Raw genomic sequence first — 15,021 nt, forward strand, 5'->3', positions numbered from 1 at the left:
CAAGCTGCGCACCTGGGAAGGTTTCATGGACCCGACCGAACTCCGCGATCTGGACGCGGCCCGCCGGTACATTCTGGACGGGTTGCTGCTCCAGCGCGCGGTCAAGCCCACCGCCAACACCGTCCGGCGCGCCCTCGAGTGGGCGATGGAAATCGCGTCCGAAGGCGACCCGCTCCCGCCGATCGGGTTCGTGGCCGACGTCGGGCACGTCGCGCTCGGCGTGGACACCGACCAGCGGGCGCGAGAAGCCCACCCGGTGCCCGGGTGGCCGCCGGCGTTGGGGCGCAGCTACGAGGACCACGTCCTCGGCAAGCTCTACGCCGACTGGACCTTCGAGCGCGCCGGCGACGCGCTGCGGAAGTACAAGGACCGTGACCGCGTCCGCGGGCTGGCCTACCTGGTGCGCCAGATTTGTGACCGGGCCGGGTTCGCCGGGGTGCTGCTCCCGCCGGCCGTGATCCGGTCGCTCCAGACCACCAACCCCGACGAGATCATCAAGTCGTCCTACGACGAACTGGTCCGCGACGGCCCGCTCCCGCTGCTCGTGCAGCTCTACGAGGCGCTCGTGGCGGCCGGGCGGCGCACCGCCGAGGTGTTGGCCCTCGAAGACATCCTCGCGATCGAACAGGGCACCGCGATCGCCGACAAGGCGCACTACGTCGCGCACCGGCAGATCGTACAAACGACGGCCCGGCTCGAAGCGAAGCTCCCGGGCCGGCCGGTGAAGCCGCTCGTGGGCCGCAAAGAGGTTCCGACCCGCGTGATGGACGAGGACCAGTACCCGGTCGGCGGGTACACGTCGATCTCCACGAAGGGCTCGATCGAAAGCCTGCTGCACTCGCAACTGGCGTACATGGAGCCGGAGAGCCCCGACCTGTTCGACATGAAGTTCGTGCGGGACGAGCTGTTCTACTACTCGCGCGACGAGAACCAGTTCCTCCGGCGCCGCCGCGCGTTCGTGTTCGTGCTGTACCCGGACCTGGTCACCGCCCGTTTCAAGGACGCCGACCTTCCCTACCAGCGGATCGTTCTGGTCCAGGCCACGATCCTGGCGCTCGTGCGGCGGTTGACCGAGTGGCTGAGCACGGACGCCATCCGCTTCGAGGTGCTGTTCGTGCAAGAGGGCGGGAAGAACCCGCTGACCGAAGAGGCAGCGCTGCTGAAGTTGCTGCTGCGCGAGCCGATCGAGCGCGGCGACGGCGAGGTGCTCGAGCTGCCCAACCAGGAGGCAATTGAGAAGCACCTGGGCACGCTGTCGCGCAGCGCGCAGGTCCACTGTCTCGCGGTCGCGGCCGAACCGGTCACGCTGGACCTAGAAACGGTGGTGGTGACGAAACTGATGGTGAAAGGGTCGCACCCGGTGATCAAGACCGGCAGCGTGCTTTCCGACCACCTCGACGGCGAGGACGCGTTCGATTTGTGGCAGAGCGTCGTGCTGCGGGCGCTGGAGTTGTGGGTGTGAACCGGGCTCCCGGTTCCGGATGCTCCGGCGCGCCCGGCCGCCCGCATTCCGCGGGAACCTGGAACTTGGAACGGGGAACTCCTACACAGACAGCGAACCGCCGGACCGCGTGCGGCGTATGGCGGGTAACGCACCGACTCGTTCCGACCCACCGCGGGCCTCGCGATGTTTTCGACCTGGATCAACGATCCCACCGTTCTGCTGGCCGGTGTGGTGCTGGCAGCCGTGCAGTTCGTCGCCGCGCTGCCGTGGCTCTGGGCCATCGACCCGAAAGGGTTTAAGGCCGCGTCCAGCAGCCCGGTGGCGTTCCTGTACGTCCTGCTCGGCCTCCTCGGGGCCGGGGTCGGCGTCGCCACCTTCCTCGGGTACAAGGGGGACGCCACGGTCCTCGCCTGGAACGGGCGGTACATCTACGGCGCGGTCCTGCACCTCCAGCTCATCATCGCCGTGTTCCTCCTGCTGCCGCAGGCGCTCATCATGGTGTGGCCCAAGGGGGGCGTGGTCGCGTACGCTGCGTTCCGCGAGAGCTGCCGCCAGCCGATGTTCTGGCTCATCACCGGCGCCGCCGCCATCGCCGTCTGGATCTCCATCACGATCCCGTACTTCACGTTCGGCGACGACTACAAGATGATGAAGCAGATCGGCTTCGACATCGTGATGCTCTCCGCGACCCTGTTCGGCATCCTGGCCGCCAGCATGTCGATCAGCGAGGAGATCGAGGGCCGCACCGCGGTCACGCTGATGAGCAAGCCGGTGAACCGCCGCCAGTTCCTGCTGGGCAAGTTCCTCGGCATCCTGATGGCCTGTCTGGTGATGTCGCTGCTCCTGAGCTGGACGCTCACCGACGCGCTGCGGGCGATGCGCGAGTTCGACCCGATCAACAACACGGCGGACCCGTCCGACCCGCTCGGCACCGCCGAAAAGGTGGTGGACCCGCTCACGTTCCAGGCCCAGAGGACCGTTGTACCGCCGTTCCGGGCGGCCGTGCCGAGCGCGCTCGGTAAAGCGGTCGCGACCGGCGCGGGGCTGCGGTTCTCGGACGCGCTCGCGCACTCGTTCGGGGTCGCGCTCGGGTTCGGACAGGTCATGATCCTGGTCGCGGTGGCGTCCGCCCTGGCAACGCGGGTCGCGTTCGTCGTGAACCTCGTGCTGTGTCTGGTCCTGTACTTCCTCGGGCACCTCGCGCCGGTCGTGGTGCAGGTGACTCAGCAGGCCCAAGGCGGCGGGGTGGGGGTGCGGCTGATCGGCTTCCTCGGGCAGCTCTTCGACGCCCTGCTCCCGTCTCTCGAGTCGTTCAACATGGGCCGGGCAATCATCCGCGAGAGCCCGCTCGACTTGTGGCAGTTCGGCGTGTACGTCCTCACGGTCACAGCGTACTCGCTGATCTACACCGTCATCGCGCTCCTCGGCGGCCTGCTGCTGTTCGAAGACCGCGACCTCGCGTGATCGGAGGCGTGCGGGGGCGTGGGTCGCGAACGACGCTCCCCCGCACGCACAATCGGCACACGCCGCACGAACTGCAAGTCGCACGGTGTACGGTTCCGCGGGGGGCAGACGCCGCCCGCCCGCCATTTCTGACGTTCCCCCACTCACACACCCGCGCTGACCGTGATAGGCTGACTTAAAGGGCGCTGGCTGTGGCGCCCGCCCGAGTACACCTTTATCACCGTGTCGAGGGCTCACGTGGACGGCGACGCACTCACCCGGCTCCGCACCGACTTCGTCAAATCCCCCGCGGCTCGACGAGGCGCGATCCTGAGTTCCATCGGCGCCGCCGTAACGTGCGCCTTCCTCGTTTTGCTCCTGTATTTGTTCGTGGACCTGCTCGTGTGGCGCGGCGAGATCCCGCACTATGGGGAGCTCACGGCGGCGCAAAAGAAGGAATTCGCCACCGAGTGGGCGGAGCATTCCGACGCCGACCGAAACGCTGCGGTCGCCCGGCTCAACTGGGCGGACCCGTTACGCGTGAAGCGGCTCACCGCCAAAAGTGACGAGGAACTCAAGCCGCTGGCACGCTCACAGGCCGAAGAGCACCTCTTCGCCGACGAGTGGGACGCGCGGTGGCACGCGGGGGTGTACCTCACGCTCCGCGAACGCGTGCATCAGGCCGCCGCCGACGCGTACCTCCCGCCCTCGGGCTCGGAGCGTGCCGATAAGGCCGAAGGCAGCGACCCCGACGCGAAACCGCAGTTCGGGTTGCTCAGCCTCGTGGTGCGCGAGCGGAACCGGTGGACGGCGCCGCTCCTGGGCCGGGTCGCCGCCTGGGCCGGGTGGACGTGGAAGCCGGGGGCGACTGGGTCCGCGAACGTCACGTACCTGACCGGGCTGTTCGTGCTCGCCTTGGGGCTCGCGGCCGTCCGCGGAGTTCTGGTGAACGCCCTCACGTACCTGTCGGCCGCGGTCACCCTCGAAGCGGTCACCAAGGTGCGGCGCGCCGTGTACTTCCACACCTACCGGTTGGGCACGCTCACGATGCAGGCGGTCGGCACCGCCGAGGCCGCGCGGCTGCTCACGGAGCGGGTCGAGGAGGTGGGCGACGCGCTGCACGCGCGGCTCACCGGCGCGGTCCGGTATCCGCTCACCGCGGCGCTCCTGCTGGTGGTCATCCTGCTCGTGAACTTCTGGCTCGCGCTCAGCTTCCTGGCGCTCGCGTCGCTGGTGTGGCTGGTCGGCGGCCAGGTCGCGGCGCACTTCCGGCGCGAGGGCCGGTTCGGCGAACGGCAGGCCGCCGCGGCGCTCGCGCTCCTTAAGGAAAGCATGGCCCTGTTCCGGCTGGTGAAGTGCTTCCAGATGGAGCGGTTCAACCAGGCCCGCGTCGAGCGCCAGTTGAACGAATCGGCCCGGGCGAACTGGCGCAAGATGCGCGGCAGCACGCTCGCGAGTCCGCTCCTCGGCTCGGTCGTGCTGGTGGCGGGCGTCGCCCTGCTGTACCTCGCGGCGCGGGGCGTATTGGCGGGCGGGTTCACGGTCGCGGGCCTCGCGGTGCTCGCCGTCGCGCTGGTGGCGCTCGGCGCGCCGGTCGCGGGCCTGTTCGACTACGCCGCCAAACAGAAGCGCGGGCGCGAGGCCGCGGACGCGATCTTCGAGTTCCTCGACCGCCGCGGCGAGGCCGCCGAGGCCGCCGACGCGGAGTTCCTCCCGGCGCTCACCACCCGCATCGAGTTCCGCCAAGTCACCCTCGACGACCCCGCCACCGGCAAGCGGCTGCTGGAGAGCGTCACGTTCGCGGTGCCGGTTCACGCGAGCGCCGCCATCGTCGGCCCCGACCCGGCCGAGAAGCACGCGCTCATGTACCTCGTGCCGCGGTTCCTCGACCCGACCTCGGGTGAGATCCGGATCGAGGACAAGAACATCCGGTGGGTCACGCACGAATCCCTCCGCGCGCAGGTCGCGGTGGTGATGCTCGACGACCTCACATTCACCGACACGGTCGCGAACAACATTGGGGTCGGGAACCCGGAGCACAGCCTGCCGCAAATCATTGAGGCCGCGAAACTGGCGCACGCGCACCAGTTCATCGAGAAGCTGCCCTTCGGCTACGAAACGCTGATCGGGCCGACCGGCCACACGCTGACACTCGGCCAGCGGTTCCGCGTCGCGCTCGCCCGCGCCCTGCTCCGCGACCCGTCCGTGCTGGTGATCGAGGAGCCGACCGGGCCGGTGGACGAGGACACGCTCGCGCTGCTCGACGACACGCTGGCCCGGATCTCCGCCGGGCGCACGATCCTGTTCCTCGCCCAGCGGCTGTCGACGCTGCGGAACGTGAACCGCGTGTTCGTGCTGAAGGGCGGGCGCATCGAGGCGTCGGGCACCCACGACGAACTCTGGAAGGACAGCGACACCTACCGCGGGTTGCAACTGACCGCCGACGCGACCGCGACCGAGTACCCCGCGCTGAAGGACACCGAATGACGGATTACAGCACCGAGCTGGCGGCGGCACGTCACGCCGCCGCTCGCGCCAGTGACTTCCTTCGCCGCGAGTACGAGGCGTTCACCCCGATCCCCGACGCCCCGGTTTCGATCAGCACGCACGCGGACCGTGCGTCGCAGGAATTGATCCTCGGCCTCTTGCACGAGCAATTTCCCGGGGACGCGCTGTGCGCCGAGGAGTCGACGCCACAGTTCGACGGCGTGGCGAAATCGGGAAAGCGGACGTGGGTCGTGGACCCCATCGACGGCACCCGCGGGTTCGCGAAAAAGGTCGGCCAGTTCTCGGTCATGATCGGCCTTCTGGTTGACGGGCTCCCCGTGGTGGGGGTCGTGGCCGAACCGGTGCAGCAGCGGATCACGTTCGCACGGATCGGCGGCGGCTGCTGGCTCCAATTCGGTAACGAGGAGCCGACGCGCTGCCAGGTTTCGGCCCGCGCGTTCGACGAACTCGTGCTCGTGCAGAGCTGGGCGAAAACGGGCATGTCGCCGAAGCCGGTGCGTGCGCTGGCACCCAAAACGGTGATCGAGACGTATTCCGGCGGGGTGAAGCTGGCGTGTGTGGCGCGTGGCGATGCCGACGTGTACGCGAATACCTACGGCACGTTCGCGGACTGGGACATTTGCGCCGGCCACCTGCTCGTGACCGAGGCCGGCGGCACGGTCACGTTCCTGAACGGCGCGCCTGTAACCTATCAGGCACCGGAGTTCAAACAAACGAACGGGCTGCTCGCCACAAACGGGCTCGTCCACGCGCAAGCGGTCGCGGCTTTGAGCCGTGAATCGTGAGTTGTAACGGTAGAGCTTCGCCGCGGGGCACTCTCCTCGTGGCCCTTGGTCCTGCGCGCGGGGTTCTTGGTCGTGGGGTGCTCCTCAACGCCGACTTTCGCACCGACCGCACCAGCCCCAACGAGCGCAGGTCGAAAGTCCTCGCGGGAGTTCAAAGTCCGGTATGCCAGCGAGCCGATCACGGCCATTGACGAACAGTACGGTCAGCTCGTATTCCGGCCGCCATCCCGTTAGTGCTCGCCGCACCGAATCATCCGCCGCAATTCGGCCTTATGGCCGCACATCGAAGCAGAGTACCTTTTCCTCATCGCGAACGTACAGCAGACCGTTCACCAGGGTCGGCGTGGCCCAGTTGTTGTTCCCGGTCAGCACCTTCGGCAGCTTCGACACCAGTGTGTATTCCTTGGGATTTGCCTCCACCAAGCACAGGTCGCCCCGCGCGGTCTGCAGGATGAGGTGTTCACCCGCCAGAATCAGGCTCGCCTGCCCGATCTCGCGCGCCTCCCAGTCCGGTACCGATTTCCCGGTCATGAGCGTGACGCACTTCAGCCCGCCGCTGCCCTGGGTGCCGTCGATGCCGAAGAGGTGCTTGTCCTTGTACACGCTCGTCGCGTGGTGGTTCGCGAATCCGTTGCGACGCTGCTCGTACACCTTTACCAAGGTAACCTCGTCACCCCGGCGTTCGGCCCGTAGAAGCGCGCAGCCCATTTCGTACGCGGACGAGATGAACACGTACTCGCTGTCCACCACCAGGGGCGTCGCGATGTTCCCGCTGAACCGTGTGGCCCACTTGAACTCGCTCATCACCTTTCCGTCGGCAGCACGCACTGCGAGGAGAGCGTCACCCAAAAACGCGAAGATCACTTCAAGGCCGCCAATGCTGGCCGCGACCGGCGAACTGTATCCCGGCGGGTTAGAACCCGCCCGCCACTTCACCGCGCCACTCGCTCTATCAAACGCGACGACCGCGGCCCCATTGCCGCCCGGTTGCACAACCACCATCTCGCCCAGAAGCAGCGGGGAACACGCAACACCCCACTGCGGCAGGTCCGCGTTGAATTCGGTGATGAGATCGTGTTCCCAGCGCACCTGGGGCCGATCCCCCTCGATCTCAAGTGCGAGCAATTTGCCCGCGCCACCAACCGTAAATACCCAGCTCCCCGCGACCGTCGGCGTGGCGCGCGGGCCGATCGCATAGGTGCGGTCCTTACCGGCCTGCCCCGATGGGTACGTGTGTTCCCACACGAGCCGCCCGGTTTCGGCGTCCAGGCACACGACGCGCTCGTTCTCGCCCTGGCGGTCCTGAACGTACAACCGTCCCCCGACCACCGCACACGACCCGTACCCGCCGCCGATTGGCGTGCGCCACAGTTGTTTCGGAGGGCTCTTGTCCCAGTCGGTACGAAACGATCCGGCCGGCGCAACGCCCGCGTGCCCGGCCCCGCGCCACTGCGGATAGCCGGTCGCGGTGTCGGCGGGCTTGTGGTTCGTCAGGGCGGCGTTCGTGGCACGTTCAATCTCGGCCGGGTCTTCACTGTTCCGCGCGAACAACGATTGCACCCAGGGGCTCCGAGCGGCGACAAACACGCCGACGGCGATGACTGCGGCCACGCCCGCGACGAGAAGGATCGCCCGTGCCTTCATGATAGTGCCTCAATTGGGCGCAACGATGTGGAGCGCGTAACGCGTCAAACCATAGTACGCGTTTCGTCCGAGAGCACGTCTTTTGAGGCGAGGCACATCCGCACTACTTCAGCGCCTTCAGGCTCTCGCCGGCCGCCGCGATCGTCTGCTCGATGTGTTCGTCGGTCATGGCGCCGCAGGTGAACGCGGCCTCGAACTGGCTGCACGGCAGGTACACGCCGCGGTCCATCATCTCCCAGAAGAAGCGCCCGAACCGCTTCACGTCCGAGGTCTTGGCCGTGTCGAGGTCGGTCACCGGTGTGTCGGTGAAGAACAGCGTCCACATGCTCCCGACGCGGTTGAACTGAACCGGCACCCGCGCGTGCTTGGCCGCTTCGAGGAGCCCGACGCCGATCCGGGCACTTTGGGCTTCGAGCCGCGCGTACGGCGGGTTCGTCTTCAACTCGGTCAGGGTCGCGATGCCGGCCGCCATCGCGACCGGGTTGCCCGAAAGCGTGCCCGCCTGGAACACCGGCCCCGCGGGCATCACCTTCCGCATCACGTCCGCGCGCCCGCCGTACGCACCGACGGGGTAACCGCCGCCGATGATCTTCCCGAAGCACGTCAGGTCCGGGGCGTCGCCGAGCAGTGCCTGCGCGCCGCCGTAGCCGAGCCGGAAGCCGGTCATCACCTCGTCGTAGATGAGCAGTGCGCCGTGCTGCCGGGTGAGCCGGCGGAGTTCCGCGCGGAACTCCGCCGTGGGCGGCACGAGCCCCATGTTCCCCACCACCGGTTCCAAAATCACGCCCGCGATCCGGTCCCCCTGCGCGGCGAACAGTTCCGCCAGCGCGGCCACGTCGTTGTAGCGCAGCACGCTCGTATCCTGGGTGCAGCCCGCAGGCACACCGGGACTGTTCGGCACCCCGAGGGTCAGCGCGCTGGAACCGGCCGACACGAGCAGCGAATCGACGTGCCCGTGGTAGCACCCGGCGAACTTGACGATCCGGTCGCGCCCGGTGAACCCGCGGGCCAACCGGATGGCGCTCATCGTCGCCTCGGTGCCGCTGGACACGAAGCGCACCATTTCGACCGACGGGATCGCTTCGATCACGAGTTCCGCGAGCTGCGTTTCGAGTTCGCACGGTGCGCCGTAGCTCGACCCGTTCTTCAGCGCGGCGATGGTCGCGTCAACGACTTTCGGGTGACAGTGGCCGAGGATCATCGGCCCCCACGAGCCGATGAAGTCGAGGTAGCGGTTGCCGTCGAGGTCGTAGAGGAACGGCCCGTCGGCACGGGAAATGAAAAGCGGGCTGCCGCCCACGCCGCCGAACGCACGGGCCGGACTGTTGACGCCACCGGGGATCACGGCTTTGGCGCGTTCGAAGGCCGCGGCGCTCGCGGGGCGGACGGTCGAGAGGTCGAGCATTGTCTCTATTTGTTCTCAGGTTCACAGGTGCGATGTTACCGCCGCACCGGACGGCAACACGAAACCACAGATGCGGTCGGTGATCGTGCCGGGCACACCGAGGCGAAGTCAACAGATCCGGGCACGATGACCAACCAAGCACGCCTCATTCACGGTCCGGCTGGTTGTGCCTGTACTTGTGGCAGAGACAGGAATGTCTGTGACACAAGACCAAAAGCCAAAGCAGGCACTGACAACCGAAGCGCAAATCATACACGTGCCCGATGGTCGTGTCGCTTTTGTTGACGAGCCGCGACCGCCAGGGAGCGGTGCCACGTATCCCGCTCCCTGGCGGTCGCGGCTCGTCAAGAAAGCGGCAGTATTACCGGGTACGTGTATCGGGCCAACGAGCGCGAGGGAATGAGCAGTCAGGACCGTTTCGGTATCGATTCCAGAACTTGTGTGGCGCGCCGAACGGCGTCCTTGACCGGCTGCTGCGAGTCGTCGTCGTACAGCTCAGTGATCTCGCGGCACCGGGTGCGCACGACGCGCTCGTGTACCGCGCGGTCGGCGCTGTCTGGATCGGACGCGATCTGCCGAACGGTGCGTTCGGTCGCGTCCAGCCACGCGTTGATGTTGTCGACCCGCACCTTGACCGGATCCGGAGGCGGCGCCGGTCGGCCGAGCCGCAACTGGCACCCGATGAGGTACCAGGCCCGGCTCTCGGCTTCCTTCTCGGTCATGGTGACCAAGGCGTCGGTGGTCCGCGCCGCCTTCTCCGGGTCCGGGATGCGCTGGAGCCGCAGCGCCCGCAGCGCGAGCGACTCCGGGCTGGCCGGGTCGAACTTCATCGGCTGGTCGTAGAGCTGGCTGTTCTTGAGCTTCTCGTGCAGCTTGCGCAACTCCCCCTCGGCGGCCCGGATGTCCGCGACCCGCTTGTCCGCGACCCAGCCCCAGCGGGCCTTGGCCAGCACCTGTTTGTCGGCCGTGTACGGCAGCTTCGCCTCTTCCGGGAACCGCGCCTTCACCTTGCCCCACAGCCCTTCGGCGCGCGGGAGGTCACCGTCCTTCTCGGCGTCGATGGCGAGCATGGCGTGCTCGAACGCCTCTGGGTCGTCACCGTCGGCCGGTTTCCGGAGGGCACGCGACTCGTTCCGGTTCGTCAGTTGGCGCTCGCGGTCGCGGACGGTAGCGCTGCGGAAGATCGCCGCGGCCCGGTCCGCCAGTTCGCCGCCCTGTGCGCCGTGCGCGTCGAGGAACCGCGAGGCCGCCTCGGCCCGCTCCGCCGGCTCGCTCGTCTTCTCGATCGCCGCGAACAGCTTCTCCGGCGACGCCGGCCGCAGGGCCGCGTACGCCCCGAGCCCGAGGACGAGCAGCACCAGCCCCAGGCCGACCGCGTGCACCCATTTCTGCTCAGGCAGCGGGACGGCCTTCTTTTTCTTCTTGCGCTTACCACGGAGCGCGCGGGCGGCGGCCTTATCGGTCGCGTCCATCCGGTCCCCGGACTGGTTCACCGGCACGGCGGTGCGTGCCTGCGCCACCGACAGCCCGGCGCTCTTGCGCGCGAACGCGTCCTCTTCGATCTCCGTCAGCATCCGCGCCACCCACGCCGCGTCCACCGGGCGGCTCTCCTTATCTTTCTCCAGCAGTTGCAGAATGAGCGACTCGAACTTCGGCGGCAGTTCGTTCACCAGCTTCCCGATCCGCGGCGACTTCTCGTTGACGTGCTTCAGGAACATCTCGACCGTGGTTTCTGCTACGAACGGCTTGCGCCCGGTGAGCAGCTCGAAGAACACGATGCCGAGCGAGTACAGGTCCGACTTGTTGCTGAGGTTGCGGTCCCCCCGGCACTGCTCCGGGGACATGTACGCGGCGGTGCCGATCGTGCTGTTCGCGCCGGTGAGGGCGGTCACGTCGGTGTCCTTGGCGATCCCGAAGTCGGTGAGCTTCAGCGTGCCGTCCCGCGTGATCATCAGGTTGGACGGCTTCAGGTCGCGGTGGATGATGCCCTTGTCGTGGGCGTACTGGAGGGCCTCGCTGAGCTGCTTGCCGTACGCCACGACCTCTTCCCACCCGAGCTTGCCGCGGCGCGACAGGATGCGGTCGAGGGCCTCCCCGTCGATGAACTCCATCGCGATGTACGGGTTCGACTTGTTGATCTTCCCGTGCGCGATGAGGCGGACGATGTGGGGGTGTTTGAGCTGTTTGAGGATGTTGGCCTCGCGCTCGAAGCGGGCCATCGCGCCCTCGTTGCCGAGGAGGCCGAGGGCGACCACCTTGAGCGCCACCGGGACGATCTTCTCCTCGCTGCGGTGGAACTTCGCCTTGTAGACGGTTCCCATCGCACCGCTGCCGAGTTCTTTCTCGACCTCGAACGGCCCGATCTGCTGACCGACCAGCATGACAGTACCCCTCAGGCGCCCGCGCGTGGAGAGGCGTATTGTACCAAAGTCGGGCGAGCGGCGTTACTTCTTCTGTCCCGGTTCGGACCGCGGGACCAGTTTGAGGGCCACCGAGTTTAAGCAATATCGGAGCCCGTGCGGGGGCGGCCCGTCCGGGAACACGTGCCCGAGGTGCGCGTCGCACCGGCTGCACAGGATCTCCGTGCGCACCATGAAGTGGCTGCGGTCCGTCCGGGTGCTGACGTGTTCGTCGGCGACCGGTTCCGCGAAGCTGGGCCAGCCGGTGCCCGAGTCGAACTTGCTGAGCGAGTCGAACAGCGGTTGGTCGCAGCACACGCACACGTAGACGCCGTTGTCCTTGGTGTTCCAGTACGCACCCGTGCAGGCGCGTTCGGTGCCGTGTTCGCGCGTCACCCGGTACTGTTCGGGGGTGAGTTGCGCCCGCCACTCCGCTTCCGTCTTCACCACCTTTTCGCCGCCCATCGGAACCCCCTCACGCTCCGGAACCGGCGCGGGGGCGACCCCGGGCCGGAACGCCAGAGCGGCATAAACGATCAGGGCGACAGCGCCCAGCCCCACGAACAATTTGAGCCGCGGTTTCATAGCGGTTGGATGCGGCGGGCGCCCCGTCGGTTACTTGCGCTGGATCTTTTTCGGCCCGGTGCCCGTCGTCCGCTCGTAGGTGCCGTTGTCGGTCTTCACGTACTTGGTGAAGCCCTTGGCGGCGAGGTTGCTGTCGGACATGGCGGCCTTGCCGTGGGCGTCCGTCCAGGCGCGGGGGGTGTTGGCCTCGGCGAACACCCGGCGCACGGCCGCACCGGTTTCGGGGTGCGCGGTGAGGGCCGCGTCGGCCATCTTCTGAAGCACCTCGAACCGCTCGCCGCCGGTCCCGTCGGCGAGCACCACCTCGTACACGTACAGCGGCATACGTCCTCCGAGTCACAGGTCGGCAGGTCCCAAGTCCCAAGCCGAACGGCGTGGCCTTCTTGACTGGGGACTTGGGACCTGCCGACCTGTGACAACTATTCTACCCCTTCGCTAGCTCGGCGCGAACGGTTTCGAGCAGCTTCTTGGTGGCCTTGATGCCGTCGGCCTCGCTCAGCTTGCCGCCCTCGTACTCGATCCCGACGAAGCCGCTGTACTTGTGCTTCTTCAGCACGATCTCGAGCATTTTGCGGTAGTCGGTGTGGGTCTCGTTGCCCTTGTCGTCGAAGTCGTGCGACTTGGCCGACACGCCCTTCGCGAACGGCATCAGTTCGTCCACGCCCTTGTACCGGTCGTAGGCGGTCTCCTTCACGCCTTCGATCTTGCCGATGTTGAAGTTGCCGAAGTCGGGCAGGGTGCCGCACCGCTTGTGGTCCACCAGCTTCATCACCCCGGCCAGCCACCCGCCGTGGCTGGACAACCCGCCGTGGTTCTCCACGATGGTGTTGATGCCCAGCGTGTCGGTGAACTCGGCCAGCTTCCGCAGCCCGTCGGCGGCGAGCTTCTGGGTCTCGGCGAACCCCTTCTTCCAGTCGCTGGCGGCGTTCACGCGGATGCTGTGGCACCCGAGGAACTTGGCCCACTCGGCCCACCGCTTGTGGTTCTCGACCGCCTGGAGCCGGCCCTTCTCGTCCGGGTTGCCCAGGTTGCCCTCGCCGTCGCACATGATGAGGACGCTGGTCACCTTGTTGTCGTCCGCGACCTTCTTGAGGTCGGTGAGGTACGCGCCGTCCTTCTTCTTGTCCGCGTAGAACTGGTTGACGTACTCGATCGCGGTGATGCCGTACTGCTTCGCGCTGATCTCGGCGAACTTGAGCGGGTCGAGCTTGTCGCCGCCCTTCGCGCGGAACGCGCGGTGCAGCGACCACTGCGCGAGCGAGATCTTGAACAGGTCGGCGGGCTCGGCGGCGGCGGCGAGCCGGGGCAGGAGTGCGGCGCCGGTGGCGGCGGCGGACGCGGCGAGGAAGTCGCGACGCGAGAACGAACGCATGGGAAGCGCTCCGAAGAGAGGGTGCGAGACGAGGGGATTGTATGCGCCGCGGCGCCGTGTCCGCCCGGCGTCTCCGAAATCCGTTTGGGCCGACTGGCGCAACCCGCACATTCCCGAAAAACCGAGCTCTTTACTGATACCGCTTCCGCAGCGCGTCCAGTTCTTGAATCTTCTTTTGCGATTCGAGCGCGGCGAACAGCAGTTGCTTCGCGTCGGCGCTGAGTACATCAATGTGCAGCGCCCGAAGGGCGAACCGCTCCGCATCGACCGGGCGGTTGGCGTTGGCGTGGAGCTTCGCGAGGCGTAAGCACAACTGGATGTCGTCCGGGTTCACCACCGTCTGCTCCGCCAACACCGCGGCGAGTTGGTCGGGCTTTTTGGCAACGTCGTAGACGCGCGCGAGCTGGTCGAGCCAGTCCGCCTCACCCGGCGCGGCCGTGCGCCCCTGTTCGTAGCGGGCCGCGGCGCGGTCGTAGTCCTTCTGCTCGAAGTGCAGCTTCCCGAGTTCGAGCAGCACACGCGAGTCGCCCGGGTGCGTTCCGGCCGCGTCTTCAAGCACCGCCCGCGCGCCGGCATCGTCCTTCCCACGTTTCAGAATGCGTGCCAGCACAACGGCCGCGCCGGGGTGCCCCTTCTCTTTCGCCCGGACGGCCTCGACGAGCGCTTTCGCATCGTTGGCGCGGTCGCGGCGCAGGTACTCGCCGGCCAGCCGAGCCGCGAGATCGGGGTCTCCGGGCGCCTTCTTGTGCGCCGCCTCGAGTTCGGCGAACGTCATCGGGGGGTCCGTGCGCCGCGGGGCGGTCTCGCGCACAACCTCGCCCAGGAACTTGCGGTAGCCGGCCTCGAACACGGGCCGCTCGACGCCCAGCGCGGTCTTGAGCGCGGCGTCGGTGCCCGCCCCGGTCTTGAAAGCGTCGAGCAGTTTCGCGACGCCACGTTCGCCGTGCGACTTCGCGATCCACTCGACGTACAGCAGCCCCTGGTAGTACGCGAGCATCACGTCCGCGGGCTGGTTGAACCGCTTGTACGCGCGGGAAATGGTGTCGAGATCGAAGACGGTGCCCGCGGCCAACCGGTCGCGCAGCAGCGGCGCCACCTGGCCGAACCGTTTGGTGTTCTCGGCGCGAACGGCCAGCCCCTCCGTGAGCCACACCGGCGCGCGGTGCTCGGTTTGAAGGAGGTTGAAGGCGTGGGTCAGTTCGTGCCGGACGACGACGGCCCAGTTGTAGGCCCGCGCCCCACCGTCGGCCCGCGGGGACGGGAGCGCGATGAGCGGGCCGGTACACGCCCCCTGCACCGCCCCGGGCAGGCCGGGTAGCATCGCGATCCGCCCGCTGAAGATTTGCCGCCGGGCGAACACCTCCACCAGAATCCAGTAGTTTCAAGTTGGGCGATTTATGAGTAGCGGGCCGCATGGGTTTACCGGTCAATGGTGG

Annotated in this window: 11 protein-coding genes; 4 read left to right on the forward strand and 7 right to left on the reverse strand. The window is 67.5% G+C overall.

What is annotated here, in order from left to right; genetic code table 11:
* The first annotated feature begins 25 nt into the window (after positions 1-25).
* From GobsT_RS25615 to GobsT_RS25630, 4 genes are all read left to right on the forward strand, one after another.
* Positions 26-1,462: a hypothetical protein gene (locus GobsT_RS25615; protein ID WP_029601171.1), complete on the forward strand. Its 1,437-nt coding sequence runs from the start codon at positions 26-28 to the stop codon at positions 1,460-1,462.
* Positions 1,463-1,627: 165 nt separating this feature from the next.
* Entirely contained in the window at positions 1,628-2,908 is a 1,281-nt protein-coding gene (locus tag GobsT_RS25620) for an ABC transporter permease (protein ID WP_010046886.1), read from the forward strand.
* A 237-nt stretch (positions 2,909-3,145) separates the two neighbouring features.
* The gene (locus GobsT_RS25625; RefSeq protein ID WP_010046884.1) at positions 3,146-5,374 is read left to right on the forward strand and encodes an ABC transporter ATP-binding protein; all 2,229 of its coding nucleotides are present in this window, start codon (positions 3,146-3,148) and stop codon (positions 5,372-5,374) included.
* Entirely contained in the window at positions 5,371-6,180 is an 810-nt protein-coding gene (locus GobsT_RS25630; protein ID WP_010046881.1) for a 3'(2'),5'-bisphosphate nucleotidase CysQ family protein, read from the forward strand. The genes GobsT_RS25625 and GobsT_RS25630 overlap by 4 nt, the downstream gene beginning before the upstream one ends.
* A gap of 270 nt (positions 6,181-6,450) precedes the next feature.
* Here the strand turns inward: GobsT_RS25630 and GobsT_RS25635 are convergent, their stop codons facing one another.
* The 7 genes from GobsT_RS25635 to GobsT_RS25665 all read right to left on the reverse strand — a co-directional run bounded on the left by GobsT_RS25635 (position 6,451) and on the right by GobsT_RS25665 (position 14,906).
* Positions 6,451-7,824, reverse strand: coding sequence for an outer membrane protein assembly factor BamB family protein (locus tag GobsT_RS25635; RefSeq protein ID WP_010046878.1), 1,374 nt, complete (start codon positions 7,822-7,824; stop codon positions 6,451-6,453).
* A gap of 103 nt (positions 7,825-7,927) precedes the next feature.
* Positions 7,928-9,229: a glutamate-1-semialdehyde 2,1-aminomutase gene (hemL, locus tag GobsT_RS25640; protein ID WP_010046875.1), complete on the reverse strand. Its 1,302-nt coding sequence runs from the start codon at positions 9,227-9,229 to the stop codon at positions 7,928-7,930.
* A 407-nt stretch (positions 9,230-9,636) separates the two neighbouring features.
* The gene (locus GobsT_RS25645) at positions 9,637-11,610 is read right to left on the reverse strand and encodes a serine/threonine protein kinase (protein WP_010051586.1); all 1,974 of its coding nucleotides are present in this window, start codon (positions 11,608-11,610) and stop codon (positions 9,637-9,639) included.
* Between the two features lie 63 nt (positions 11,611-11,673).
* Positions 11,674-12,093, reverse strand: coding sequence for a peptide-methionine (R)-S-oxide reductase MsrB (gene msrB / locus GobsT_RS25650; RefSeq protein WP_029601336.1), 420 nt, complete (start codon positions 12,091-12,093; stop codon positions 11,674-11,676).
* Between the two features lie 150 nt (positions 12,094-12,243).
* A complete protein-coding gene (locus GobsT_RS25655) occupies positions 12,244-12,537 on the reverse strand; it encodes an FmdB family zinc ribbon protein (RefSeq protein WP_010051590.1) in 294 nt (97 codons plus the stop codon).
* Positions 12,538-12,637: 100 nt separating this feature from the next.
* Positions 12,638-13,585 carry a sugar phosphate isomerase/epimerase family protein gene (locus tag GobsT_RS25660; RefSeq protein WP_010041623.1) on the reverse strand — a complete coding sequence of 316 codons (948 nt, stop codon included), beginning with the start codon at positions 13,583-13,585 and terminating at the stop codon, positions 12,638-12,640.
* A gap of 130 nt (positions 13,586-13,715) precedes the next feature.
* Positions 13,716-14,906, reverse strand: coding sequence for a tetratricopeptide repeat protein (locus tag GobsT_RS25665; protein WP_148087875.1), 1,191 nt, complete (start codon positions 14,904-14,906; stop codon positions 13,716-13,718).
* Between the last annotated feature and the right edge of the window lie 115 nt (positions 14,907-15,021).

This window comes from Gemmata obscuriglobus (assembly GCF_008065095.1).
In the GTDB taxonomy this organism is placed as follows: Bacteria; Planctomycetota; Planctomycetia; order Gemmatales; family Gemmataceae; genus Gemmata; species Gemmata obscuriglobus.

Excerpts from the sequence above, each read along its gene's own strand:
- GobsT_RS25615 (WP_029601171.1), top strand. The coding sequence starts at position 26 with ATGGACCCGACCGAACTCCGCGATCTGGACGCGGCCCGCCGGTACATT.
- GobsT_RS25620 (WP_010046886.1), top strand. The coding sequence starts at position 1,628 with ATGTTTTCGACCTGGATCAACGATCCCACCGTTCTGCTGGCCGGTGTG.
- GobsT_RS25630 (WP_010046881.1), top strand. The coding sequence starts at position 5,371 with ATGACGGATTACAGCACCGAGCTGGCGGCGGCACGTCACGCCGCCGCT.
- GobsT_RS25635 (WP_010046878.1), bottom strand. The coding sequence starts at position 7,824 with ATGAAGGCACGGGCGATCCTTCTCGTCGCGGGCGTGGCCGCAGTCATC.
- hemL (WP_010046875.1), bottom strand. The coding sequence starts at position 9,229 with ATGCTCGACCTCTCGACCGTCCGCCCCGCGAGCGCCGCGGCCTTCGAA.
- GobsT_RS25645 (WP_010051586.1), bottom strand. The coding sequence starts at position 11,610 with ATGCTGGTCGGTCAGCAGATCGGGCCGTTCGAGGTCGAGAAAGAACTC.
- msrB (WP_029601336.1), bottom strand. The coding sequence starts at position 12,093 with ATGGGCGGCGAAAAGGTGGTGAAGACGGAAGCGGAGTGGCGGGCGCAA.
- GobsT_RS25655 (WP_010051590.1), bottom strand. The coding sequence starts at position 12,537 with ATGCCGCTGTACGTGTACGAGGTGGTGCTCGCCGACGGGACCGGCGGC.
- GobsT_RS25660 (WP_010041623.1), bottom strand. The coding sequence starts at position 13,585 with ATGCGTTCGTTCTCGCGTCGCGACTTCCTCGCCGCGTCCGCCGCCGCC.
- GobsT_RS25665 (WP_148087875.1), bottom strand. The coding sequence starts at position 14,906 with ATGCTACCCGGCCTGCCCGGGGCGGTGCAGGGGGCGTGTACCGGCCCG.